Raw genomic sequence first — 26,487 nt, 5'->3', positions numbered from 1 at the left:
ATGAACAATTATAATTCCAGTCCCTTGCGAACGTATTGTCTGCTGCTCTTTTGTTTTGCTTTGGTTGTGGTTACAAAAGCTGCAGCGCAATCTGTTCGTGTTTCCGGCAGTGTATTTTCTAAAGAGCGAAAGCCTTTAGAAAGTGCTGTCGTTACTCTTTATCCGGCTCATATAAGCACTGTTACCAACAAAAAAGGGCAATTCTTTTTGAATCAGGTTCCTAAAAATACAAAACGGTTAACGGTTACTTATTCCGGGTATTCTTCTTATGAAATGCCTCTTTCTATAGACCAAAACACTATTGCGCTTCCTGACATTTTTTTAAAACCGGAAGTAAATGAATTACTGGAAGTTGTGATTAGTGAAGGTTACGAAACAAAACGCAAAAAACAGGAGTCACTGAATCTTGAAATTGTAAACAGCAGTTTTATCCAACGGAATCTTGGAGGAAGTCTGATGCAGTCTTTACAAAGACTTCCGGGAATTAAAACCATTTCTATAGGTTCAGGAGGTTCAAAACCACTGATTCGCGGACTCAGTTTCAATCAGGTTATTGTGGTCGAAAACGGTATCAAACATGAAGGCCAGCAATGGGGCGCCGATCATGGTTTAGAAATCGATCAGTATGCGGTAAACCGCCTGGCAATTATTAAAGGTCCTTCATCGTTTATGTACGGTTCTGATGCAATTGGAGGTGCCATAAACATACAGCCAGTTCCCTTTCCTGCCCAGCATGTTCTAGGCGGAAGTGCTGATTTTACAGGCAAAAGCAATAATGCGCAATTTGGAGGATCAATGAACCTCTACGGACGGAATGAAAACTGGTTCTTTGACACCCGAATTACCGCTATGGAATACGGAGATTATCGCGTTCCGACCGATACGGTGCATGTTTATAATTATGCCGTTCCATTATACAAAAATCACTTGCGCAACACGGCAGGGCGCGAACTCGATGTGCACGCCAGTACCGGATATGTCTCTGATAAGTTCAAATCGGTTTTATATTTCAGTAACATTTATACCAAAAGTGGCTTTTTTGCCAACGCACACGGACTCGAACCCCGAAATGTAGATACCCAACTTCATGATCGCTCGAGTAGAGATATCCTCATGCCTTTTCAGGAAGTTACTCATACGAAAATCAGTAATACAACTTCCTTTATCCTGGGTTCACATCGTCTGGAAACGCAATTGGGATTTCAAAAGAATTTCCGTCGTGAATGGAGTCATTATGTCAATCATGGGTATATGCCACCACTATATCCTGTTGATATGTATGCTCCGAAAGATCTGGAAAGACAATACGATAAAGAAGTGTTTTCTGCTGCGCTTAAAGATGAGTTTACCATCCAAAATCATCAATTCACCGCAGGAATTAATGCCGAACAACAACAAAATAGTATTAACGGCTGGAGTTTTTTAATTCCCGCTTTCAAACAATTCAATGCAGGAGCGTTTGTGTATGATAAAATTCAACTTAGCGAATTATGGCTGCTTCATGCTGCCATACGACTGGACTACGGCAGAATCAAAATGAAACAATACACCGACTGGTTTCTAAGTGAAGTCACTGAAAATGGACAAACTACTTCCGAATATTTAAAGCGCTCGCAAGAGCTGACCCGAACTTTTCAGAGTTTCAACTGGTCTGCGGGTGTTAATTATACTCCGGGGCAATGGTCTTTAAAAGCCAATCTGGGAACGAGTTTCAGAATGCCAATTGCAAAAGAACTGGCTTCAAATGGTGTTAATTATCATTACTTCAGATTTGAAAAAGGCAATGCCAATTTATCTCCCGAACGTTCTTACCAGTTAGATCTTGGTATGGAATGGCAGGAAAACAAATGGTCCGTGCAGTTGAGTCCGTTCTTAAATTATTTCTCTAATTACATTTATCTCAATCCAACTTCGCAACATGATATTTATTACGGTGCAGGCAATCAGGTTTTTGAATATGAGCAAAGTAAAGTCCTGCGTTATGGTGGTGAATTACAAGTGCGGTACCAGTTTCTAAAAAATTTAAGTGGTGAAATCCTGGCGGAATACCTTTATAGCGAGCAAATGTCGGGGGATAAAAAAGGATATACATTGCCTTTCTCTCCTCCCCCTTCTGTTTTGTTTGGTGTTACGTACAATCCGGAAATAAAAAACTTAAAAGGAACCTATTTCTCCCTTGATTATCGTTTTACCGCCGAACAGAACCAAATTGTTCCGCCGGAAAGGAAAACAGCAAGCAGCAACGTCTTTAATCTTGCCATGGGAACCCAACTAAAAGCCGGACAGCAGGATTTTATTCTAAGTCTTCAGGTTCAAAACCTATTCAATACAAAATATCTTAATCACACCAGCTTTTACAGGTTAATAGAACTTCCTGAGGCTGGCAGAAATATTATTCTATCGCTGAAAATTCCATTTCTAATACACAAATAAATACAACATGAATTCAATTAATCAATCCAATTTCCTTATGAAAAAACTAAAATTAATACTGCTCTTTGTAGCCGTAAGTACAGCTTTTACAGCCTGTAATAACGACGACGACAAAGAAGCGACAAAACCCAAAGCCGAAAATATTGAAATTGGAACTGCCAATAACAAAAAAGCCCTGATTGGCCGCGATTTTCACTTTAATGCCGATGTACTTGCCGGAGATAAAATTGCCGATGTACAGTTAAAAATACTTCCAATAAAAGGGGAAGTCTATACCAAAGACTGGAAGTTCGAATTGTCCTGGGCAGAATATAAAGGCACAAAAAATACCAATGTACACAAGCACTTCAATATTCCCGCCGATGCTCCGGAAGGCAAGTTTGATTTCCTTTTTATTGTTCTGGATGAAAACGGATCGAAACTCGAAATTAAAGAAGTAGTAACCATTACCGATCCTGCAAATATGCCTGTCGATCCTTTAATTGGCCGCGATAATCTATCCCGAAACGATAATCTGATTTACTATATGAATACCTGGGTTGAACCGGAACTTATTTTCAAAAAAAATGATCTTCTGACTGCGCATGCACAGGTAAGTCAAATTATGGGGGATGGAATTTTATATTCTGTTTTGATTAAAAAAAGTGCTAATTACTATCCTGAAAGTATCGACAAACTCGATTTCAAAAAAGTAATCGTCATTTCAAAAGTCGAACATAAAGGTCTGGGGGCTGCTTCAAAAATTACTACACTTCAAAAAATAAATGGTGTTTTTGGTGGTCAAAGCATCACTATTGGTGCAGATACAGATTTCGTAGGAACTCCAATAACCGCAGACAAAGCGTGGCAATCCGGAACATACAATTGGGTTGTGCTTTATAAAAACACAACTTACAATATGAGTGTCTACAAGTCGATGCCTATTACAATTAATTTTTAAATATCAACTTTAATATACCTTTACAATGAAAAACAAGTATTACAAACTAATTTTCCTATTCGCCTTATCTACCGCTGTACTTTCCTGCAGCAACGACGACGACAATACTCCTGAAACACCTAAAGAGGCCTTAACAGAATATAAATTCTTAAGAATTTTACTTTCTGATGAGAAAACAACCGAAATTACGCTGGTCAATCCGGTCGATGCTACGGCAAGCTCTTTTAATGCCAAATTTGCAAAATCTACGCTTTATACCACAGAATCTAAACGATATGCAGGAATTATTCACAGAGCCAGCAATACAGTTGAAACTTTCGATAGCGGTTTTGAAGGTCATGGCGATCATGTTGATGTAGATGGAATTCCGAAATTTGGTACTTTAATTGGTCAGGCTCCTATGCCTACACATTTTAAAAGTAAAAGCGGAGAACTGATGACTTTTAACGATGGAGACGGAACACTGGCTGTAGCCAAAGAATCTGAAGTCAATACTGCGGGATCTAAATTTAAAATTATAAATGCAGGATTATTAGCCCATCACGGTGCCATGGCTACTTTTTCTAACGGTACTTATGCCATTACCGAAAAAGACAATTCGGTAGCAGGAACTCTTCCTGAAAAAGTAAAAATCATCGATAATTCGGGTAAAACTCTTTTTCCAGCTACTGTTATAACCAAAGGGATTCACGGAAATGCTTCAGACGGAACCTATGCCGTTTTTGGATCGGCAAGCGGTGTTCTTGTAGTTGAAAGTACCGGAAAACAAAAACTTATCGCATTTCCTGCCGATTTTGGAACTGCCTGGTTTGGAACTATTTTAGAAACCAAAGCCAAAGGGAAATTTGTAGGCTATACTGCTGCTAAAGGAGCTTTCCTTATTGATGTGGCGAGTGAAACGATTAAACCTATTTTACAAAATACTACTATCATGCAATGTAAAGTGAGTTTCAATGCCACTAAACTTGGGATTCTATTGCATAACGGTGAATTCAAACTATACAACCTTACCAGCCTGCAACTTGAAAAAGAAGGTAAAGTTATTGCTGAAACTGCTACAGACGCAGCTTTAAAACCACAAGTTCAATTAACAGAAAACTTTGCTTACCTTACTTCTCCAACTACAGGAGAATTACTGCAACTGAATTTGTCTACTATGACAATTGCAAAGAAAATCAAAGTTTCGAATACACCTTATATGATCACAATTCTTGGTTTTGAAAACAGTAAAGGTCACTAAATATTAATTTTATCATTTATTTTATCAAGAAGGCTGGATCATTTATCCGGCCTTTTTAAATATACTTCAATCTGAAATTGTAAATCCGAAGAAGGAATAAATCTCGCAAAGTCACAGAGTCGCAAAGGTTTTATATTCTTTGGTGTTATGACTATTTGGATCAAAGATTAAAATTCATTCCTAGAATATCTTGTCGATCAAGACGCTCGCAAAAGCAGTTCCGAAGGAACGTTGTATTTTATAGCAACGGATTTTAATCCGTTGAAAATAAAACACAAAACGGAAAAGTTCCGTAGGAACGACATATTTATAGCAACCGTAGGAACGACATATCTATAGCAACCGTAGGATGGATTTTAATTCGCTACGACCAAAATTCCCTTATAAAAACAGAAAAGCCGGATGATACATCCGGCCTTTTTGTTTATGATTCGCAGCTGCTGCAGCTTACCAAACTTGTCACAAGTTCTTTAGATACACTTTGACTGCGTTGGTAATACAAGCTCTTGATTCCAAGTTGCCAGGCTTCTATAAGCAGTCGGTTTACTTCTTTAATAGGTAAATCAGCAGGGATATTCAAATTGATACTTTGTCCCTGATCTACAAACTTCTGACGTATTGCGGCCTGCTGTACAATTTCTAACTGACTGATTTCTTTAAAGGTTTTAAAAACATCTTTTTCTTCTTTTGTCAGTTGGGTCATGTGCTGTACGCTTCCGCCATTTAGCATAATCTCTCTCCATACCTCTTCATTGTCCAATCCTTTTTTCTCCAGTAAAATTTTAAGGTATTTGTTTTTACGCATAAAATTTCCTTTGCTCAAACCTGCTTTGTAATAATTGCTGCTGAAAGGTTCAATTCCAGGTGAAGTCTGTCCTAAAATAGCCGAAGATGAGGTTGTTGGAGCAATAGCCATAGTGGTCGTATTGCGTTTTCCGTATCCTTTTAGCAATTCTGGTTCACCATAAATTCTGGCCAGATCCTGAGTAGCTTTATCGGCCTTATCACTAATATGTTTAAAAATTTCTGTGGTTTTCATCTTAGCTTCCATTCCTTCAAACGGAATCATATTTTTTTGCAGATACGAATGCCATCCCAAAACGCCAAGTCCAAGCGCACGGTGTCTTTTGGCAAATCGATTGGCTGCTGAAAGGTAATAATTGCCCTCTGTTTTTTCTATAAATTCCTGCAATACAGCATCCAGGAAAAAGATCGCCAGTTTTACTGCTTCTGTATCTTTCCATTCTTCATAAAGCTCCAGATTCATTGACGAAAGACAGCAAATAAACGATTCATCAATGCTTGAAGGCAACATGATTTCGCTGCACAAATTACTGGCATTAATACGCAGATTCTTGTCTTTATAAACTTGTGGTTTGTTTTTATTTACGTTGTCACTGAAAAAGATATAAGGCAATCCCTTTTGCTGACGGCTTTCTAACACCTTAGCCCAGATTTGTCTTTTATCAGAATCTCCATCAATCATTTCCTGCATCCAGTAATCCGGTACACAGATTCCGGTAAACAAGTTCTGAATTGGATTTCCAATACTCTTAATCTTCAAAAATTCCTCAATATCCGGATGATCTACGTCTAAATAAGCTGCAAATGCTCCGCGACGGACTCCTCCCTGAGAAATGGTGTCCATCGTCGTATCAAAAAGCTTCATAAAACTTACGGCTCCACTACTCTTACCATTGTCTGTAACAGCACTTCCTCTTTCTCGTAGCTCCCCAAAATATCCCGATGTTCCGCCGCCAATTTTGGTTTGCATGATCACTTCACCCAGTTTATGTGTAATTCCTTCTATTTCATCCGGAACGTGTACATTAAAACATGAAATTGGTAAACCACGTTCGGTTCCCATATTGGCCCAAACGGGAGAACTAATACTCATCCAGCCTCGTTCGATCATTTCTACAAAAGATTCCTTTAATTCGGGTTTGTATAATCTTCTGGCTGCAGCCGTGCAAATTCTGTCAATTGCACCTTCTACAGTTTCTCCTTTTAAAAGATAACCACGATTTAAAATTTGCTCACTTTCAGAGTTTTTCCACCACATTTTATTATCGGCCTCACTTAACGGAAGGCTGTTTGCTGAAGTTGTATCTATTGTATTCATAATTGTAATTTGCTTTTTAGAACAGGTCGTTTGCGGTAATGCTTTTGTCATGTTTGGTATATTCTACCGGTCTTTTTGCAAAGAAATCGTCAAGGCTGTTCGCAAAAACTTCTTCTTCAAACCATGCCATTGCTTTATAATCGTGTGCTGCGACATTAAAAATTGTTGGAATGTTAATTTGAATAAGGCTTTCGTCTATTCGAAACTTCATGAAATTAACTAAATCTGTTTTATTAATGGTTTCGATTTCTCCCTCTTCAAAAATCCAGTCTAAAATATCGGCCTCTACTTCAATTGAATTTTTAACCGTTTCACGAACAAGGTTTAAGGTCTCTTCATCGAAATAATCCGGAAATTCTTCACGGATTTTGTTTACGATATAAATTCCGCCATTGGCATGAATTTGCTCGTCGATAGAAGTCCATGCGATAATATTGCTCACATTTTTCATGTATCCTTTAAATCTTGTAAAAGACAATAAAATCGCAAACTGACTGAAAAGCGATACGTTTTCGATCAAAATACTAAACAGAATCAGAGAAATAACATATTTTTTGTTGTCCTGGGATTTGGTATCCTTAAGTACATCTGACAGGTAATCGACACGTTTGCGGATTACAGGGATATCCATGAGTTTTTCGAATTCATCGTTGTATCCTAAAACTTCCAGAAGACGTGAATAGGCCTCAGAGTGTCTGAATTCACATTCGGCAAAAGTACTCCCCAGTCCGTTGAATTCCGGCTTTGGAAAATGTTCGTAGATATTTCCCCAAAAACTTTTTACAGCTACTTCTATCTGAGCAATTGCCAGTAAACTATTCTTAATTGCCGTTTTCTCTGCAGAATTTAAATGCGAATGAAAATCCTGTGTATCAGCTGTAAAATCAACCTCTGTATGGACCCAATACGCTTTATTTATGGCTTCTGTAAACTGCAAAACCTCCGGGTACTCGAAAGGTTTATAATTGATTCTTTTATCAAATATAGACATATATGTAAGTATTAAATGTTTGACTGAGTTCGAATAAAAATGCTTCGTTCTTGGGGAGGTTTTGACGACATTTCTATAATTACAAATTTAACCCGGAGATCTTCTTTCACCCCTTTTTTGATGTTAAAAAACAACGCAATTATCAACAGGTTGATCCTATGAAATACTCCACCCATTTTACGTTTTATCAACAGCCGGAAAATAAACTGTAAGAGACGATACATCAGTTATTTGTACTAAATCTAAATAGAGTTATCAACAGGAAAGGAGACAAAAAACTAGCTCTACTTGTAAACAGTTATCAACAATTACTTTCAAAATTTTAGTCTTTATACTACAATAATACCCATTTTCATAAAAAAGTAAAACGCCGACTGTTACACTTTTTTAAATATTAGAGTTTGGATAAACATGCGAAAAAGCACACTCAGAAACACATGTAAACACTTAAAAACAAAACACTTAACATTTACAAGTCACGTATCACATCGTTGATTATTCTCTTAAAAATTAAGAAAAAAACAATTATTCAGCAAAAATTTTAAGCAAAAATGATTGATCTGTGAAAGTTGGCGTAATTTTGCAGACTAAACGCATTTATCATGATTATCAGAAAAGCAACAATTGAAGATTCAGAAAATATTGCAGCACTTTTATTGCTGGCAATGGAGGACATTATCTATAAATTTATTGGTGAAAAGAATCCTAAAACAGCCTATTATTTCTTACTTCATTTTGTTGAAACCGAAAATAACCAGTACTCCTATCAAAACTGTTTTGTAGCAGAGGAGGAAAACGAAATTATAGGAGCAGTTTCTGTTTACGATGGAGCTCAATTGCATCCGTTACGAAAACCAATTGTCGATTATGTCCGCCTGAATTTCAATTCTGATTTTAATCCGGAAGACGAAACACAAAGCGGTGAATTTTATATTGATTCGGTTGGGGTAAGTCCAAATCATCAGGGAAAAGGAATTGGCTCAAAACTCCTGCAATTTTTAATTGATGAATATGTAACGCAAAACCACCGGACTTTAGGTTTATTGGTAGAAGAGGCCAATCCTAATGCCAAGAAACTGTACTTAAAACTAGGCTTTAAGATCGTTGGCACCAAAACTTTGGTGGGAAAAACGATGGAGCATTTACAGATTTCGTAGGTTTTTGTTTCAGGTTTCAAGTTTCAGGTTTCAGGTTTGAAATGTGGGTAGAATTACGATATGATTTAACCGCAAAGTCCGCAAAGATTTTCGCATGGCTTGCAAAGTTTACATAGAGCTTTGCGGTTAAATTTTAATTTGTAAATCAACTATCTCAGTATAAAACCATTTTTCATAGGATCTTTTGGATCTATCAAAAACGTATTTACTCCTGTTACAAAAGCCGTTCCTTCAACTTGCGGAATTACAGCCTTGAAAGGTCCAAATTTTTCTTCTCTGACAAGAGATCCTGTAAAAGTACTTCCTGTTATACTTTCTATCGTAATAAATTCGTTCTTATTTATGGCGTTTCTGGCCTTTTCAATAGCAATTCTTCCCGAAACACCAGAACCTGTTGGAGAACGATCGACTTCTCCATCGGCAAAAACACAAACATTTCGACTGTGATTAGCAGTATCCAACGGCTCATCGATGAAAATAGTTCCGTATAGAAAACTCAAATCCTTCTCAAACGGATGCTGAATTTCGCTATCATGATTCATTACTGCATGTTTTATAGCTACACCATTTTGAATAATGGCACGGTAATTTTCCTCGGTTAATCCAAAATTCAAATGCGGATTTTTTCTCAAATCAACATAAGCATAAAAAGCGCCACCATAAGCCAGATCATAAACAACATCACCAATGCCCTCAACATTTACAATACGATCTAAACCTACAGCAAAACTTGGTACACAATGAAACCTCACTCCTGTTACTTCGCCATTTAATAAAGTGACAAACGAAAAAATTCGACCACATGGAGCATCAATTTTCAATTCATTCTCCCCTTCTTTTACCGTTATCCAATTCATTTTTGCCGCCAGGGTGCTTATGGCAATAATAGCATGACCACACATACTACTGTATCCTTCATTATGCATGAAAAGAATACCAAAATCTGCATTTTCATCATTTGGCGGAAGCAAAATACAACCATACATATCAGCATGACCACGAGGTTCAAACATCAATGCCGTTCTTAAATAATCGTAGTTTTCTTTTATATCTCTTCGGTATTCCAGAACAGTACTCCCTTTAAGTTTTGGAAAACCGGAAACAATTACACGCAAGGGCTCACCGCCTGTATGCATATCAATTGTTTTGATCTGCAATACAGAAGCGTCTGCTTTATAATCCGTATTATTACAAATGTTTTGGTATGTATTAGGCATTTTTTTGTGTTTTTAAATTATATTCTTCATAAAAATATCCCGCTGCAACAAGATCTTCTAAAGCATGTCCAACGGATTTAAAATAGGTAATTTCAGTATCAGACGTTCTGCCTGTTTTTGTATTACTGCACAATTCAAACAAATCTGCTTTGATTGTTTCTTTCGTGATAATTCCATTCGTCAGCGGAATCAAAATATCTCCGCTTTCCTTTAGTCCGCCTTGATACGTATCCAGAAATAGACTTGATTTTAAAACCGCTTCATCATCTGCCTCGCGCATATCTTTTTTGTAAGCCCCAACAAGATCTAAATGCTGACCTGGTTTCAGCCATTTCCCAAAAACAAGCGGAACCGGTGATAAAGTTGCTGCCGAAATAATATCAACCTGAGAAATAACTTCTTCTATAGTTGAAACGGGTTTACAGGTAAACGGAGCGTTTTTGAGTGCATCGCAAACCAATTGTGCTTTTTCAATCGTTCTTCCCCAAACATAAACCTCTTTGATAGGTCTTACACTAGCATGCGCCTTAATAAGATTGATGGCTAATGCTCCAGTACCAATCATCAGCATAGACGAGGCATTTTTTCGCGAAAGATAGCTACTTGCTAAAGCTGATGTTGCCGCAGTACGTTTACCTGTTAGTGATTTAGCATCAAGAATTGCCTTTATATTTCCTTTGTGCCCATCGAGATAAATATAAGTCCCCTGAATTGAAGGCAAATCGTATTTACCATTATTAGGACTTACTGTAACTATTTTTACTCCTAAATCTTTACCTGCCTGAAACGCCGGCATTAGCAGCAGTGTCGAGTCTTTACCTTCTTCAGGATTAGGATAATCGTGATGGTGGCGCATAGGCACCTCAATTGCCAAAGTCGAAAACCCGGCTCGAAGTCTTTCTATGAGTTCTTTAAAATTACATTTTTCTTCAATAAAATGATCTGAAATAAGTTGTATTGGTTCCATGTATTGTGTTGAAATTTCATTAAAAATAGAAGTTTATTCCATCATAATACTATTTCATCTATAAGCAGATAACATACGTCAATTCAGGGTTAATATAATACCAATTCATTAAGTTCTAAGATCCTTTTTGACCAATTTGAAAAGTAATGAAAAATTAAAAAACACATTTTACTAATGTCTGTTTTCGTAACATTCTGCACCAGTTTTACTCAAACTGAAAGAATTGTTTCCTAATGCTCCTATCATTTGAATTGCCCTTTACTTTCAACACCAAATTTGAAATGCCAGGATACAGCAAAAGTATTCTAAAGCTTTATAAAAATAGAAAAGACGACCAATTGGCCGTCTCACTAATATTCAAATTACACATTCTTTTTCAGCTAGTTACATTGAAATTTTGTAAAAAAACTAATCAAAAACATTATCGCAGTACTGCTCATCTTTAAATTATTCATAATTAATTTTTACTCTATTTCAGTATGTTAGCAATAAAAAATCTTATATCACTAACTCTGAAACATTACCCAGTACTGCTCATCTTTGAATTATTCATGGTTAATACTTACTCTATTTCAATATGTTAGCAATAAAAAATCTTATATCACTAACTCTGAAACACTACCTTTTTCTTCGAAAATACTAACCGTTTTAGTAACTTGATTCATATTTATTTAACTTTAAAACTTCGTTTTTAACTCTTTTTATCCATTGATTTTGTCGAATATTATTTCCATACACTTGACTATCATACAATTTATTTAAATCATTTCTTTTTAAAATATTAGAATTATAAATTAAAGAATAATTCTCTTCATTAAAATTTTTTCTAATCCTTAAACTATCAAACGCTTTCCTAATTTTTCTTGCATATAATTCTGTTATATCAAAATGTAATTGTTCGTGAGCTAAAAGTTGCATGTCATTGGTTATAGTCCAAGATCTACTTTTTATAAAAATAGATTCTATTTTATAACTAGTTAGCACATTATTAGTAACATTATATTCAAATTTTATAGTTGAAGTTGTTTCCGCCAGCATAATTGAACCAACCGTATCTGGTATTCCTTTAAAATCTTCCCAAACTAATTTTTTACTTTTGGACCATAAAATTTCATCATTTTCGTCATTATTTTTTTTTTCTATAGCAAAATTTGTCATGGAACAGCATAGGACTATAATCAACGATACTATAAATATTTCTTTTATTTCCATTTTTTTATTTTTTAGCGACTTTCAGCACTTGCACTTTTAGTGTCTTTACCGAGAACACCAGCTCCAATTGATATTCTATTTGGATTAATTCCCCTCTTAATCAAAAACTGCTTTATTACTTTTGCTCTTAATAATTGTAAATCTCTTACAGTCCCACGACCACCGTTTATTGATATATCTGTATCTGATTTCCAGTCTGGATTATTAGCAATACTTACATTACCCAGCTCTGCAAAGTATTCTTTAATTAAATGTGCTGTGCAAATGTCTCTGACTTTGTGTTGCAACTAACAAATATATTTAAAAACATAGTACCTCAAAAGTCTCCGACTTTAAAATAATTTAAAAATAAGCTAAATTTAATCCCATCAATAAGTCTATTAAAAAAGTCAGAGATTTTTGAAACGTCTATGATTATAAGTAAAAAAAAATGCGCAAAGTCAAAGGCTTTTGCGCAGCTTTTCAATTGAAATTTGAACACTTCGGAGAGCAGGTAAGTGCAGAAATTATTTCTTTTTTAAACCATTAATAATTTCTTGATTATCTAAAATAAATTTTTCATTATTTCTGTAAACTGTAATAATTGTTTCTCCTTTTTTCTTTACGATAGAATCTCCAATTTCTATTCTAGACCAAAACTCACTATTAATTATAATTTCTGTTTTATCTTTAAAATATAATGTTGGATTATTATGGTTGCTTTTATCATAATCTTTATAATAAACAGTTCCCATATATTGTTCATTAGTAACATAATTTAAAGAATCTTCTTTACTATCCATTGTAGTCGTTCGAAAAATCTCAACATATATTATATAGAGTAAAACTAAAAAAACACAAATGGTCAAAAGTATTTTTAATTGCTTTTTTGAAAATTCAAAGCCTTCATTCTTCATTTTAATTATATTCAAAGATCCATGTTTTTGTCTCACTAACCATTCCTCCTACACTTAAGGAACTTTTTCCCAGCTCATCTTCCAACTCTTTTCCGTTATATTTATACTTATTACTATTATCTGCATAATCATTATACCCTTCTGCTGTAGGGAACCTTCGCACAGCAGTTACACTTTACGTAGCGGGGGTCGTCTCTTTTTCTATTCAATAATTAAAATTTCATATCCTTGTTCAAATCATTACGTGGTTACATTATAAAAACACCTAATCTGTAACACTACCTAGCATATCCAACCGATATTTTATCAAATTACCAAGGACTTTTTTCAGTTTTGACATTTTCAGGTATCATAAATAAAATATCATCTAACTTTAGAGATTTTATTTCAACAGCAGTACTTATAAATATAAATTGCGGGTTGTCTAAAACTATTTTCAGAGGTAAAGAATTTGACCTTGAAACAAAATCGTACCAATTACCTAATTTATGATTTATAAACTTACTTACATCAACAGAAAATTTAGAATTGTAATAGTACTTTTGAATTCAACTTTTGCATGTTAAAATGATTTCATCGCATTTATATTCCAGAACTGAAATTACATTTTTATTAATCTGTACATTCAAAATTTCATCACCTTGAACAGCTGCATCATTCCACAATAACGATTCAGAATTTACAACCTTATTATATGGCTTATTTTCTTTAGCAATATATAACTACCATAGCAAAAAATTGCCATTGGTAACCGACTTATAATTCCCATTTTTAATAAAATATTGCTGCTTTGTCCCCATTGTTGAATTGAGAACTTCATCCTTTATTTCAGAAGACTTACTTTTATATTCATTAGAATAAATTATTTCCCCTTCAAATGCTTGTGAAAAACAATTGAAAGAAAGTAAGAATATTAACAGGTATAACTTTTTCATAGATTATTTATTTTTTGGTCTATTAATTCCTGGCCAGAAAGGCCAGTATTCTACTTTAATTGTATCATTAATTTTATATTTTTGATCCCTAGAATCTCCTGTATAATATTCTTCTTTGATATAAAATTTATAAGAATATGTATACATCTGGGTTATAATCCCCTTTCCTAAAATGTTCTTTTCATTTACAATCCTAGCTTCAATCAATTGTGAATCTGAATCTAAAAGAAAATTATATACTTTAAGTCTAAAACAGTAAAATATTACAAATAAAGTTATTATAGCGCACATCAGAATATACAATCTATCTTTTATAAGTTTAGTACTATTTCTCTTTTTGTTATTTTTACCCATTTGTTTTATCTTTTGCGTCATTTATAGGTTTTAATGTAGCTGATTTCAATATGTTTTCAGCTGACTTGGCTGTCTGTTTCAGAGCTTCTTTTGAAAGTTTTTTTACTGTTTGATTCGTCGCTCTTGTCACATGATTACCAGTCGCTCTAATTACAGACTTTGCAGCTTTCGCAATTGTCCCCCAGCTCTGCAAAGTATTCTTTAATTAAATGTGCTGTGCAAATGTCTCTGACTTTGTGCTGCAACTAACAAATATATTTAAAAACATAGTGCCTCAAAAGTCTCCGACTTTAAAATAATTTAAAAATAAGCTAAATTTGATTCCATCAATAAGTCCATTAAAAAAGTCAGAGACTTTTGAAACGTCTATGATTATAAGTAAAAAAAAGCGCAAAGTCAGAGACTTTTGCGCAGCTTTTCAATTGAAAGTTGAACACTTCGGAAAGCAGGTATCGTCACTAACTCTGGAACACGAAGTAGCATTTTTACACATTTTAGTTCTTTTAAGACAATATTAAAACAAAAAAGATGAGTAGTACTGCTCATCTTTAAATTATTCATAGTTAATTCTCACTCTATTTCAGTATGTTAGAAATAAAAAATATTATATCACTAACTCTGAAACACTACCGGATTACATGGAGTCCGGTAGTCTGTCGGCCTCATTCTTTTTGCGGTTGAAACGATAAATCACGGTCAGTCTGATGTATCTTCCCTGCGCTCTAAATTCTGATTCTAAGTAATAAAGCGGTGCATTGACTACCTGTTTTGTTATTTGTGAATTAAAAAGATTGTTTACGTTTAATGTTACCGACATTTTATCGTTAAAAAAGTCCCTATTCAAACCAATATTAGCAGTGTACTGTGCCTCTGTAAGCGACTGCACTCCCTGATTTTTTCCACGGTATTTAAAACTAAATTCACCCGAAATAATTTTAGGAAACTTAACAACCGAACGAAAATTAGACAACCAGGTCTGATCTTCCACATCATAAACTACTGTCTCGTAAGTGCCTTGTTGTTTAAATTTGTAGTAGTTAAAATCCAAAGACAGTCGTAGCCAGTTTGCCGGGCTGTAGGTAGACGACACCTCAACTCCGTAACGATCTTCGGTGTCAAGATTTACCGGTGTTGTCACAAAATAATTCTCAGCCGTACGTTGCAGAATATATTCAAAGAAATTGGTGGTATGCTGATAATATACCGACGGATTAATACTGAATTTTCCGCGCTTGGCCAATAGCGTCAATTCAAAGGAATTGGTAAACATTGGATTTAAATCGGGGTTTCCGACTGTGAGGTTACGCAAATCTGAAAGTCCCGAAAATGGATTCAACTGCCAGAATCTAGGACGGTTAATACGTTTACTGTAGCTGAGCTGTAAATCTGTTTTTTCGGTTAAATTGTACACCAAATGTAGAGTTGGAAATAAGTTAATGTAGTTTTTGGTGTTGCTGAATGTGTTTTTGGTGTCGGCAATTTTTATATCCGATAGCTCTGTTCGTAGGCCTACCAGATAATTGAACTTTTTAATTTTACTTCCAAACTGAAAATAAGCACTGTACAGATTTTCATCATACTTTAACTTATTGGTGAACTGATCCTGCAGCACCTCATCAAGGATCGTATAATAATCGCTTCTTAATGCCCGCAAATCACTTCTGATTCCCATCTCAATTTTAGAATTTTCACCTATCGGGTTTACAAAGTCCGATTTTATAAAAATATCATTACTGCTTTCAATATCTCTTGTGTATAAATTAGAAACCTCCGGTTCATAAGGCAATGTTTTCTGCTGATCGATGTATTGATTTTCATCATCATTCCAAAAATCATACTGCAGACTCGTTGTCCATTTTTTATCTTTTTTGTCGAATGTTTTTACATAATTTAATTCCAGAGCATTGTAATTTTTAGGTTCCTTATAATTTTCAAATCTGTTAATGATACTGTCTGTTGTCTGCGCTGCATTGGAATAACGATACGTATAAGCCGTTTTGTAATTGTTGTTGTTTCTATCGTGGTAATAACTTCCCGTCAGTGTATTTTTAGCATTAATATAATAATCACCACCTATATAAATATTGTAAATGCTGTTATTGCGCTTGTTATCGTCGTATTGATGCAGCGTGGTTACCACATTGTTGTTTGTATTCTGCTGAAATTGTCTGTTTGAAGCATAAACATCAATATAGCGGTATCCAATATTCGAAAACAGATTTACCTTTTCCGTTTTGTAGCTCACATTAGCATTCAGATTATGATTCGCCGGATTGCCTACCCCGACCTGTAGCGAGCCGTTAAAACCCTGCATACTGTTTTTCTTCAGTACAATGTTGATGATCCCCGCGCTCCCCTGAGCTTCATAAGCTGCTGACGGATTTGTGATGACTTCGACCTTTTCAATATTTGCGGCCGAAATTTGAGACAATCCATTATTTGCCGTTAGCATAGAGGGTTTTCCATTAATCAAAACCGTAACACCATTATTGCCTCTAAGACTTACGACACCAGCAATATCAACATTTACAGAAGGAACATTATTCAGGATATCATTAGCCGATCCGCCTTTTGAAAGAATGTCTTTTCCAACATTGAATACTTTTTTATCCAGTTTTAATTCTACAGCCGATTTTTCAGCAACCACATTCACCTCGTTAAGTTGATTGATCTCCTCTTCCAGCAAAACGTCTTTTAATACAAGATCTTTCTGAAGTGAAAATGTATTTACTACTGATGGTTTGTAAGACATGAATTCAATTCGTAACTGATAATTTCCCGGAGGACTTTTAAAAACATACATCCCATTCTTGTCAGAAGAGACGGTTCTCTTATCCTGATTAGACGATTGCAGTATTACGGTAACGTAAGGCAGGGATTGTTTGGTTTTTGAATCCACTACTTTTCCTTTAAGCGTAAATTCATTGGTCTGTGTCATTCCTTCAAAGCCTAGAAAGAGGATGATGAGTAAGAAGAGCTGTTTCATTTTTGGTTGCGTTTATAATTTTCACCAAAACTCCTCATTAATCACTTGCAAAAATGATACGCATGATATACAGTTCTTTCAGACCTACAAACAATTTAATTGACACTACAGACTTTGTTGATCGCCGTTTTTTGCCCGTTAATGTCATTTTTGGGCCTATTTGTCGACAGGCAATTTCTCTTTCCAAATAAATACTAACTTTGGTCTACTATGTCAACATTCGAGAAACTCATCAACTATACTTCAGCCCATCGGGTCACAGCTCATGTCCTTTTCTGGACTTGTTTATATATTATGTTTCTTGGCAAGAATAATTTTGATGATCCTACTTTTAATTTTCGAAATGATATGCTGGCAATCGCATTCGACCTGTTCTTTGCGCTTCTCATCGCTTATTTTATTTCTTATCGCATTCTGCCACGCTTAATGACAGCCAAAAAACAAACTATAGTGTGGATTGAGTTTATTGTCTGCAGTTATTTTATCGCGGCCATTAACCGGACAATGGTAATTTATGTCCTGGAGCCTATTGTTCGTACTCCTCCTTTTGATCAGGAGCCACTTTTTGAAATTTTCACTGATCTTTCGAAACTGTTTCGATCGTATTTTATCCAATCCATTTTTCTCTCTTTGTTTTTTGTCTTTGTAAAACTGATAAAAGATCAGTATGTCGTTCAGAAAAAAGCGTTACTGCTGGAAAAGCAAAAAGCCGAAACGGAGTTAAAGATTCTGAAAGCCCAGTTAAATCCTCATTTTTTATTTAATACACTAAACAATATTTATTCGCTTTCGCTGAGTAATTCTCCTATTACCTCGCAATCTATTGCTGTTTTATCCGAGATATTGGATTGTATTTTGTATCGCTGCAGCAGTACGTACGTACCCATTTCACAAGAGGTCACGCTGCTTAACAATTATATTGCACTTGAAAAATTGAGATATGATGAAAGGCTTAGTGTGATTTTTACCACCGATATAGACCATAATGGTGTTATAGCCCCTTTAATTTTACTTTCGTTAGTCGAAAATGCCTTTAAACACGGTGCTGGCGAAGACACTGGAAACTCACCAATCATTGCTATAGACCTAAAAGTGGTCAACAATCGTTTTATCTTTACGGTGAAAAACACAATTGGAAAAAGTGAAACTGAATCTGAAAACGACAAGATTGGTCTGAACAATATCGTTCAGCAACTGGACAAAATTTATCCGGAAAATTATACTTTTAAGGTAACAAAGAGTGATACCCATTTTACGGCTCATTTAGAAGTCAACCTGCAAAACGATCAACACTAAGCGAAGAAAGATGAAGATACGATGTTTATTAGTCGATGATGAGCCTTTGGCCATAAACCTGCTGCAAAACCACATCAGTAAGTTGGATTATTTTGAGATTGTAGGCACATGTCCAAACGCTTTAAAAGCCGCTGAAGTATTAAGAACAACGACTGTTGATCTTATGTTTTTAGACATTAAAATGCCGCAGATAACCGGAATTGATTTTTTAAAAACACTAAAAAATCCACCTTCCATAATTTTTACAACGGCCTATCGCGAATATGCACTGGAGAGTTACGAACTTGATATTATAGATTATTTACTCAAACCCATTACTTTTGACCGCTTTTTTAAAGCCACCGATCGTTATTTACGCATCAGTGGCCCTACTAACAATAAGATTATAACTCCGCCTCTGGAGAATTTTATTTACATCCGAAACGGATCTAAGTTTCATAAAATAAATACTGATAGTGTTTTATTTATAGAAAGCGTGAAAGATTACATTGTGGTTCATCAAAAAGGAGGGGTAAAACTTACCGCAAAATACAAGATCGGCGATATCGAAATGGAACTTCAGGGAAAAGATTTCCTTCGGGTACACCGCTCTTATATTATTAATTTAAAAAACATTACTGCATTTACCGCCTATGATGTTGAAATTGGGACTATCGAAATCCCAATTGGAGCAAGCTATAAAGAATATGTTTTTAAAATATTGAAAAACTCTTAGTGGCTTACTCTGTTTTTAGCTTTAAAATTTGATCGCAATCTTACCAATAGTTTTTCCTGACTCTAAAAGCTCATGTGCTTTTTTAAAGTTCCCGGCCGTTAAACCATTAAGCGTTACATTGAGCGTCGATTTTAGAATGCCTTCGTCTAAAAGATCAGCCAATTGATTAAGAATAACGTGTTGTTCCTGCATATCATCGGTTTCAAACATTGATCGTGTGTACATCAGTTCCCAAGAGAAAGAAGCACTTTTATTTTTGAGTTTGTTCAACGCAACCGGATCACTGCTCCCGGTAATAGAAGCAATGTGCCCTTGGGGTTTAATTAATTCTGCCATAATATCCCAATAGGAATTAGTATCGACAAAATCTAAAATAAAATCTACCTGTTGAAACCCTGCTTCCCGAACCGAAGCAATCAGGTTTTTGTGATCGACTACGAAGTCTGCGCCCTGCTCTTTACACCAAGCGATAGTTTCGGGACGCGATGCTGTTGCAATAACAGTTAAACCTGCAATTTTCCTGGCCAGTTGAATAGCAATAGAACCTACTCCTCCTGCACCTCCAATAATCAAAATTGATTTTCCTTTGTCTTTTTTAGGATTGATTCGAATGCGATCAAAAAGAATTTCCCAAGCCGTTAAACCAGTCAGCGGTATCACTGCCGATTCTTCAAGGCTTAAGGACTTCGGTTTTCTGCCTACAATTCGTTCGTCAACACTTTGATATTCCGCATTGCTGCCTGGTTTGGTAATATCTCCGGCATAAAACACTTCATCGCCTACCTTAAACAAAGTCACTTTCTCTCCTATCGCCTCGACAATACCTACAGCATCCCAGCCTATAATTTTTGGTGTTTCTAAAACCGTATCTTTCGCACTGCCCTGACGAATTTTAAAATCAACCGGATTAACGGATACTGCACTAATTTTCACTACTAAATCACGTTCTCCGGGAACTGGTTTTGGAGTTTCAAATGCTATAAAACTCTCTTCTTCAGTAATTGGCAACGATGTTTTAAATCCTATGGCTTTCATCTTTATAATTTTTAAGTTCTATTATTATTACAAAGATAAATACAGTCCGAATCTTACAAACGGTATAATTTTATACTAAACCAGTATATTCTTATCAAAAGTCAATATCACTTTAGAATTCGCAAATACTAAAAAAAGCTGATCCTAAAACCAGCTTCTTACTTTTACTATTTAAAACTTAGCTGCAAATTCTTTTGCAAAATCTTCCAGTTTAGTTCGTCCGTCAACAGAACTATAATCGCTTAAAAAATGTGCTGCGATTTTACCGCTTCTTAAACCTGATCCCATCTCGGTATACAGTTCGGCAATTTCTTCCGGCAGTCCCGCTTGTTTCATTCCGTCAAGAGATTGCACATCGGTAAACTCTACCCATGGTAAATCCGGTTTTCCAATGGCTAAGCCTAAAGTTTTGGCTACTTCATTTGGAGTTCGCACATCACTTACAATATAACGAATGTTCTTTCCCGCTATGGTTTTTAGTAATTCTTCAGAAACTGCCGCCGCAATATCTTCAGGATGTACAAAAGGAATCGTAGTGTTAGAAGGATAATTTGCTCCAATAATTCCCGCTCCTTTAATCATTGAAACATCATGGTACAAATTCGTGTAGAAAAAGCCCGCACGAAGATACGTAACCGATACGTTCTCTAATGATTCATACAGTTTCTCGATATTATGAAGTCCGGCAATTGGACCATTTCCTCCCGGTAAATCTGCGCCTATACTGCTCAGCATTACAACACGTTTTACTCCGGCAGCTGCTATGGCTTTTGCAAGTGCTTTACCGGCATCCGTAGTATTGGCAATGATATTAACTCCTCCCATATTAGGCGGAGTCATTGCAAATACAGCATCAGCTCCTTCAAATGCGCTTTGCAAAAAAGTGGCATCACTTACAGAACCAATCGCTGCTTTGGCTCCTGCTGCTTCAATCTCTTTTGCGCGGTCTGCACTGCTGCTGATTACTGTGACCTCATGTCCTGAGGCAATAAGTTTTTGTGTCAATGGTTTCCCTATGTTTCCTAATGATCCTGAAATTGTAATTTTCATCTCTGTTTATTTTTTTATGTTGTGCAACAAAGGTATATTTGTACTTACTTTTATACAAGTACTTACCCTAAAGTATGCACTATGACCGCAATCAAAGAATCGTCGACTATTCAGGAAAACAAGCAATACGCTTTAGACAAATGTCCCGTAACTTATGTTATGGAAAAAATTGGAGGCTATTGGAAACCCATTATCATTTACCATCTTTCAGGCGGAAGCAAACGTTACAGCGAACTAAAAAGGGCTATCCCTGCAGTTACCGAAAAGATGCTGATACAACATTTAAAACAGCTCGAAGCCGACCATCTTGTCATTAGAGAAGCCAAACCGGTTGTACCTCCTTTTGTAACGTATAGCTTAAGTGCTTCTGGAAAAGGTTTAATGCCAGTTATTGAAGCTATGGCGACATGGGCCTTCAAGGATAAGGAAGATGGATTTAAGAATTCTTAAAATAATACCGTCTCAAAAATAATCATCCAAAGTAGCCCAACATCTTGTTATCTTTACATAAAAAGATCTCGATGAAAAAAATAGGTACAGCACAGGCAGGTTTCGTTTTAAGAATTGTTTTGGGAATTACGATGCTCTCTGCCGTTGCCGACCGTTTTGGCCTTTGGGGTGTACCCGGCGCTCCCGGAGTAGCTTGGGGAAACTGGGATAATTTTGTTATTTACACCCAAACCTTAAACTCCTTTGCCAGTAAATCCTTAGCAGAAGTATTGGGAGCTTTGGCTACTTTTTTCGAAATTATCTTTGGCTTATTTTTAATCCTAGGATTTAAAACCCGTCAGGTTGCTTTGGGAACTGCCTCTTTAATGCTGCTTTTTGCCCTTTCAATGGCTGTTTCGGTTTCGGTAAAAGCTCCTTTTGATTACTCGGTTCTAACAAGTGCTGCAGCTGCTTTACTGCTTTCTGCCTTAGACAAAACTTATCTTGCTTTAGACAATCGGTCAAAATAAGATTTTTAAAATAATTTTACAGTAGAAATCCTTAGGATGATCTACGGCAACCTCGTATTCCTTAACCTACAAAACACCTAATCATCAATCTTTTAGCAATCTTTTTTTCTTAGATGCAAATTTTATAAACCCCTCTGAAAATTTTATAACATTTCTCAAATCTAAATTCTCAATTTGAACGTATGTATGGGAATACGATACTCTGGAGGAATTAAGCTCAAATGGAAATGGTTTTTGGGGCATATTGAGCTTAAAATCTTCCGGATTATCGTTTGTTTTAATAATTTTTAAACGAAGGAAGAGATTGGAAAAATTAATGGTTCAGAGATTAAAAAAGAGTTTAGATTATCTCAAAAGTAAACAACGGGAGTTAAAGAAACTAAATGAGGAGGATACCCGGACTCTAGAATCCATCATCAAATACTTAAAAAAAGACATGATCGATCAGTATAAATTAAACGAATACGATTTGTACATCAAGCAAGATGTCAAAAATACAGAGACTTTTATCAGCAGTGTTCAAAAAATAATAGACGATAACCTGTAAGTTCCTCTTTTTTAGCGTTTCATTCTTAAACTCTGGTTTTTACCCTATAATCAACCAGTTAAGTGCTTTTTTGTGTTTTTTCTCAAGATTTAAATTTCAGAATTAAACAATTTTAGTTTTTAATTATGAAATAAAACATTTCTTCACCAAATATCAATTCGTAAATTAGCGGTAACAAAATTGATCCGAATGACAGTACTTACGTTTACCCTGATTATGATTCTTGGTGCTTTTTTAGCAGGTTTTATTGGTTCATTGTCAGGTTTAGGTGGCGGGATTATCATAATTCCACTTTTAACGGTCATTCTTGGTGTTGACATTCATTATGCAATTGGTGCGGCTCTGGTTTCGGTAATTGCTACTTCCTCCGGTTCTGCTGCCGCTTATGTCAGGGAGGGAATCACTAATATGCGACTGGGTATCTTTCTTGAGATTGCTACTACAATTGGTGCTGTTTGTGGGGCCTTACTTTCAACCATCGCTCCTACTTCCTTTATTGCCGTTTTATTCGGACTTACTTTGATCTTCTCGGCTATCAATTCTCTTCGAAAAAAAGAAGAACATATTGTTTTAGAATCTAGTCCTTTGGCTAAAAAACTGAGGTTAGAAGGTACTTATCCCTCGCATCACGGTGAAATAATTCGTTACGGAACCAAAAACGTCGTGGGCGGTTTTGGTATGATGGGAATTGCCGGAATGATGTCAGGTTTATTAGGAATTGGTTCCGGTGCTTTTAAAGTCATTGCAATGGACAATATTATGAGAATTCCGTTTAAAGTTTCTACCACAACCAGTAATTTTATGATGGGCGTTACGGCAATGGCGAGTTCTGTAATCTATATTCAAAAAGGATACATCGAACCCGGAATCTGTATGCCAGTAGTCATCGGCGTACTGTTTGGTGCTATGGCGGGAGCCAAAGTTTTAGTTAAAACAAATCCTAAAAAACTACGTATATTCTTTGCCTGTCTGATATTTGTACTTGCGATAAATATGATCTATAACGGAATTAATGGAAAAATCTAAGATTATGCAACACGAAAAATTTGGAGAAAAAGATTTTCAAACCATTATTGGGAATTTATTGCGTTATGGCGTTTGGATTTCCCTATCGGTCGCTTTTATTGGCGGAATTGTTTATCTAATGGCGCACAGCACAGATATTGAAGATTACTCAGTCTTCCATGAAAATGACCGCAATATTTTTGAAGTAATTTCGGCAATATATCAGGGTGTAATTCAGGGAAATGGCGAATCGTTGATCTTTTTTGGGATCATCCTGCTTTTCTTAACCCCAGTTTTACGTGTTTTACTATCGCTATTTTCGTTTTTATTGGAAAAGGATTATCTGTATGTAGGGATCACCTTAATTGTTATTGTGATTATTCTGATTAGCGTTTCCTTTGGCTTTTCACATTAATTATGCGATTTGGGCTTTAGGCTTTAAGCTATAGGCACTAAGCTTTAGGCTCTGGGCTTTTTGAAAAAACATATTACTTAATAACAACCAAACCCGACAGGTTTTAAAAACTATCAGGTTTAGGGCTGCAGGCTTACCGAAAAAACATATTGCTTAAAGCCTATGGCTAAAAAAATAACTGCAACAAGCATTGGACTTTAGGCTTTACGGAAAGCGTACAGCCTAAAGCTAAAAGTTAAAAGCCTAAAGCTAAAAAAAACAAACCGCGATAAGAATGGCTGCAGGCTTTAAAGGAAAGCGTACAGCTTAAAGCCTAAAGCCTAAAGCTAAAAAAAAAACAAACCGCGATAAGCATTGGGCTGAAGGCTTTAAAGGAAAGCGTACAGCCTAAAGCTTAAAGCCTAAAGCTAAAAAAAAACAAACCGCGATAAGCATTGAGCTGCAGGCTTTAAAGGAAAGCATAAAGCCTAAAGCTTAAAGCTTAAAGCCTAAAGCTAAAAAAAAACAAACCGCGATAAGCATTGGGCTGCAGGCTTTAAAGGAAAGCATACAGCCTAAAGCTTAAAGCCTAAAGCTAAAAAAAATGGAAATAGGAATTGACAGTTTCGCTTCGGCGATGTACGGAAACCACAATACGCTAAACAGTGTTGATGCAATGGAACAATTACTCCAAAGAATCGAGCTTGCAGATCAGGCCGGGCTTGACGTTTTTGGAATTGGTGAACATCATAAAAAAGAGTTTTTAGATTCGGCTACCGCAGTAATTTTAAGTGCTGCCGCGGCGCGAACAAAACGCATTCGATTGTCAAGTGCTGTTTCGGTTTTAAGTGCTGCCGATCCGGTAAGAGTCTATCAAAGTTTTGCAACCCTTGACTTAATTTCAAAAGGAAGAGCCGAAATTGTAGTAGGCCGCGGATCTTCAATCGAAGCTTACCCTCTTTTCGGATTTAATCTGAATGACTATGATGAGCTTTTTAAAGAAAAATTAGAGCTCTTACTTCAAATCAGAGACAATGAATTTGTAACCTGGTCGGGGAAATTTCGTCCCGCTTTGAATAATCTTCCGGTTTATCCGAGGGCTTTACAGGAAAAACTACCGGTTTGGTTGGGCGTTGGCGGAACTCCTGAATCTTTTATAAGAGCAGGATCCTTAGGTTTGCCTTTAATGGTAGCCGTCATTGGAGGTCAGACACATCGTTTCCGTCCGTTAGTAGATTTGTATCGTGAAGCAGGAAAAGCAGCCGGTTACCAGCCCGAAGAACTTCAGGTAGGCCTACATTCACCTGGGTTTGCAGCAAGCACGACCGCAAAAGCCATCGAAGAATATTATCCGGGTTATGCTGAACTTTGGACAAAATTAGGCTTAGAACGCGGCTGGCCACCAGTTACCAGAGCCAAATTTGACGGTTTAATTGACGATCTGGGTGTTCTGGTTGTAGGTGATCCTGAACGCATTGCTGATAAAATCTTACGACACAGTGAATCTCTTGGCGGAATTTCAAGATTTACATTTCAAATGGACAATGCAGGCCTTACACATACCCAGCTAATGAATGCAATAGAACTTATTGGAACAAAAGTGATTCCACTCGTTCAAAAAGGGTAATTATTTGGTACAAAAGAGATTCAGCTCGTTCAAAAAAGGGGATTCACACAAAATGTTGTGAGGTTGATAGAAGTTATTCCTTTTATTAACAATTTCAGCTCTTCATTTAAAAGATCATTTTATTACAGCTGATTTTACAATTAGTGTTCTCTTTCGGTATAAATATTTGAAATGTTTAAAAAGGGCTGAAAGCCCAGAAGTATAAAAATAGTGCAACGCACTATAAATTAAGATAATGAATCATATTGCCCTGAAGGGGCTTAAGCAGTTATAAATAAAGCATAAGATTTTGGCTAAAAGTTGCTAACTTTCGGAAATGCCATAAAATAAGATATGTGCTTTTTGGGTTAAGCTTTCGCCCTTACAGGGCTTAAAGAAGTGCTCACCAGTATTCATGGCACTTCGTGCC

General features: G+C 36.0%; 24 protein-coding genes. 12 read left to right on the top strand and 12 right to left on the bottom strand.

Going from position 1 to position 26,487, the window contains the following annotated elements; all coding sequences use genetic code 11:
• The 3 genes from OGZ34_RS14470 to OGZ34_RS14460 are packed head-to-tail and all read left to right on the top strand — an operon-like array spanning position 1 to position 4,613.
• Positions 1 to 2,433 (top strand): TonB-dependent receptor, encoded by a 2,433-nt coding sequence (locus OGZ34_RS14470; RefSeq protein WP_263360664.1) that lies wholly within the window; start codon positions 1 to 3, stop codon positions 2,431 to 2,433.
• A 37-nt stretch (positions 2,434 to 2,470) separates the two neighbouring features.
• Positions 2,471 to 3,373, top strand: coding sequence for a DUF4625 domain-containing protein (locus OGZ34_RS14465; protein ID WP_263360663.1), 903 nt, complete (start codon positions 2,471 to 2,473; stop codon positions 3,371 to 3,373).
• Between the two features lie 25 nt (positions 3,374 to 3,398).
• A complete protein-coding gene (locus tag OGZ34_RS14460; protein ID WP_263360662.1) occupies positions 3,399 to 4,613 on the top strand; it encodes a hypothetical protein in 1,215 nt (404 codons plus the stop codon).
• Positions 4,614 to 5,037: 424 nt separating this feature from the next.
• Here OGZ34_RS14460 and OGZ34_RS14455 read toward each other — a convergent pair whose 3' ends face one another.
• Positions 5,038 to 6,735 (bottom strand): ribonucleoside-diphosphate reductase subunit alpha, encoded by a 1,698-nt coding sequence (locus OGZ34_RS14455; RefSeq protein ID WP_173964203.1) that lies wholly within the window; start codon positions 6,733 to 6,735, stop codon positions 5,038 to 5,040.
• Positions 6,736 to 6,751: 16 nt separating this feature from the next.
• Positions 6,752 to 7,726 carry a ribonucleotide-diphosphate reductase subunit beta gene (locus tag OGZ34_RS14450; protein WP_173964204.1) on the bottom strand — a complete coding sequence of 325 codons (975 nt, stop codon included), beginning with the start codon at positions 7,724 to 7,726 and terminating at the stop codon, positions 6,752 to 6,754.
• A 602-nt stretch (positions 7,727 to 8,328) separates the two neighbouring features.
• On the opposite strand from OGZ34_RS14450, the gene OGZ34_RS14445 reads away from it, so the two are divergent.
• On the top strand, positions 8,329 to 8,883 hold the full coding sequence (locus tag OGZ34_RS14445) for a GNAT family N-acetyltransferase (protein WP_173964205.1): 555 nt from the start codon (positions 8,329 to 8,331) through the stop codon (positions 8,881 to 8,883).
• A gap of 149 nt (positions 8,884 to 9,032) precedes the next feature.
• On the opposite strand, the gene OGZ34_RS14440 is transcribed toward OGZ34_RS14445, so the two are convergent.
• The 8 genes from OGZ34_RS14440 to OGZ34_RS14405 form a co-directional block, all read right to left on the bottom strand.
• Entirely contained in the window at positions 9,033 to 10,100 is a 1,068-nt protein-coding gene (locus OGZ34_RS14440) for a proline racemase family protein (RefSeq protein ID WP_263360661.1), read from the bottom strand.
• On the bottom strand, positions 10,093 to 11,067 hold the full coding sequence (locus OGZ34_RS14435; RefSeq protein WP_263360660.1) for an ornithine cyclodeaminase family protein: 975 nt from the start codon (positions 11,065 to 11,067) through the stop codon (positions 10,093 to 10,095). Before OGZ34_RS14435 ends, OGZ34_RS14440 begins: the two co-directional genes overlap by 8 nt.
• Positions 11,068 to 11,715: 648 nt before the next feature.
• The gene (locus OGZ34_RS14430; RefSeq protein ID WP_263360659.1) at positions 11,716 to 12,279 is read right to left on the bottom strand and encodes a hypothetical protein; all 564 of its coding nucleotides are present in this window, start codon (positions 12,277 to 12,279) and stop codon (positions 11,716 to 11,718) included.
• Positions 12,280 to 12,290: 11 nt separating this feature from the next.
• Positions 12,291 to 12,566: an OmpA family protein gene (locus OGZ34_RS14425; protein ID WP_263360658.1), complete on the bottom strand. Its 276-nt coding sequence runs from the start codon at positions 12,564 to 12,566 to the stop codon at positions 12,291 to 12,293.
• 219 nt (positions 12,567 to 12,785) lie between these two features.
• Positions 12,786 to 13,175, bottom strand: a complete 390-nt coding sequence (locus tag OGZ34_RS14420) for a hypothetical protein (protein WP_263360657.1) — start codon at positions 13,173 to 13,175, stop codon at positions 12,786 to 12,788.
• A 1-nt stretch (position 13,176) separates the two neighbouring features.
• Positions 13,177 to 13,338: a hypothetical protein gene (locus OGZ34_RS14415; protein ID WP_263360656.1), complete on the bottom strand. Its 162-nt coding sequence runs from the start codon at positions 13,336 to 13,338 to the stop codon at positions 13,177 to 13,179.
• A 775-nt stretch (positions 13,339 to 14,113) separates the two neighbouring features.
• A complete protein-coding gene (locus OGZ34_RS14410) occupies positions 14,114 to 14,485 on the bottom strand; it encodes a hypothetical protein (RefSeq protein WP_263360655.1) in 372 nt (123 codons plus the stop codon).
• 613 nt (positions 14,486 to 15,098) lie between these two features.
• Positions 15,099 to 17,450, bottom strand: coding sequence for an outer membrane beta-barrel family protein (locus OGZ34_RS14405; RefSeq protein WP_263360654.1), 2,352 nt, complete (start codon positions 17,448 to 17,450; stop codon positions 15,099 to 15,101).
• A gap of 210 nt (positions 17,451 to 17,660) precedes the next feature.
• Here OGZ34_RS14405 and OGZ34_RS14400 point away from each other — a divergent pair, with 210 nt between their 5' ends.
• Positions 17,661 to 18,746 carry a sensor histidine kinase gene (locus tag OGZ34_RS14400; RefSeq protein ID WP_173964211.1) on the top strand — a complete coding sequence of 362 codons (1,086 nt, stop codon included), beginning with the start codon at positions 17,661 to 17,663 and terminating at the stop codon, positions 18,744 to 18,746.
• Between the two features lie 10 nt (positions 18,747 to 18,756).
• Positions 18,757 to 19,461, top strand: coding sequence for a LytR/AlgR family response regulator transcription factor (locus OGZ34_RS14395; protein WP_263360653.1), 705 nt, complete (start codon positions 18,757 to 18,759; stop codon positions 19,459 to 19,461).
• Between the two features lie 21 nt (positions 19,462 to 19,482).
• On the opposite strand, the gene OGZ34_RS14390 is transcribed toward OGZ34_RS14395, so the two are convergent.
• Positions 19,483 to 20,496 (bottom strand): zinc-binding alcohol dehydrogenase family protein, encoded by a 1,014-nt coding sequence (locus OGZ34_RS14390; RefSeq protein WP_263360652.1) that lies wholly within the window; start codon positions 20,494 to 20,496, stop codon positions 19,483 to 19,485.
• 171 nt (positions 20,497 to 20,667) lie between these two features.
• On the bottom strand, positions 20,668 to 21,546 hold the full coding sequence (locus OGZ34_RS14385; RefSeq protein WP_263360651.1) for an NmrA family NAD(P)-binding protein: 879 nt from the start codon (positions 21,544 to 21,546) through the stop codon (positions 20,668 to 20,670).
• A gap of 81 nt (positions 21,547 to 21,627) precedes the next feature.
• Here OGZ34_RS14385 and OGZ34_RS14380 point away from each other — a divergent pair, with 81 nt between their 5' ends.
• From OGZ34_RS14380 to OGZ34_RS14355, 6 genes are all read left to right on the top strand, one after another.
• Positions 21,628 to 21,996, top strand: coding sequence for a winged helix-turn-helix transcriptional regulator (locus tag OGZ34_RS14380; RefSeq protein WP_173964215.1), 369 nt, complete (start codon positions 21,628 to 21,630; stop codon positions 21,994 to 21,996).
• A gap of 71 nt (positions 21,997 to 22,067) precedes the next feature.
• Positions 22,068 to 22,505 carry a DoxX family protein gene (locus tag OGZ34_RS14375; protein WP_263360650.1) on the top strand — a complete coding sequence of 146 codons (438 nt, stop codon included), beginning with the start codon at positions 22,068 to 22,070 and terminating at the stop codon, positions 22,503 to 22,505.
• Between the two features lie 304 nt (positions 22,506 to 22,809).
• Positions 22,810 to 23,052, top strand: coding sequence for a hypothetical protein (locus tag OGZ34_RS14370; protein ID WP_173964217.1), 243 nt, complete (start codon positions 22,810 to 22,812; stop codon positions 23,050 to 23,052).
• 189 nt (positions 23,053 to 23,241) lie between these two features.
• The gene (locus tag OGZ34_RS14365; protein WP_263360649.1) at positions 23,242 to 24,078 is read left to right on the top strand and encodes a sulfite exporter TauE/SafE family protein; all 837 of its coding nucleotides are present in this window, start codon (positions 23,242 to 23,244) and stop codon (positions 24,076 to 24,078) included.
• A 4-nt stretch (positions 24,079 to 24,082) separates the two neighbouring features.
• Positions 24,083 to 24,472 (top strand): DUF1634 domain-containing protein, encoded by a 390-nt coding sequence (locus tag OGZ34_RS14360; RefSeq protein WP_246253146.1) that lies wholly within the window; start codon positions 24,083 to 24,085, stop codon positions 24,470 to 24,472.
• 583 nt (positions 24,473 to 25,055) lie between these two features.
• Positions 25,056 to 26,078, top strand: coding sequence for an LLM class flavin-dependent oxidoreductase (locus OGZ34_RS14355; RefSeq protein WP_263360648.1), 1,023 nt, complete (start codon positions 25,056 to 25,058; stop codon positions 26,076 to 26,078).
• Positions 26,079 to 26,487: the final 409 nt, after the last annotated feature.

The organism is Flavobacterium collinsii, assembly GCF_946903285.1.
Lineage (GTDB): Bacteria > Bacteroidota > Bacteroidia > Flavobacteriales > Flavobacteriaceae > Flavobacterium > Flavobacterium collinsii.
Note: the sequence above shows the minus strand (reverse complement) of the source record. Positions and strands in the feature narration are given on the sequence as shown.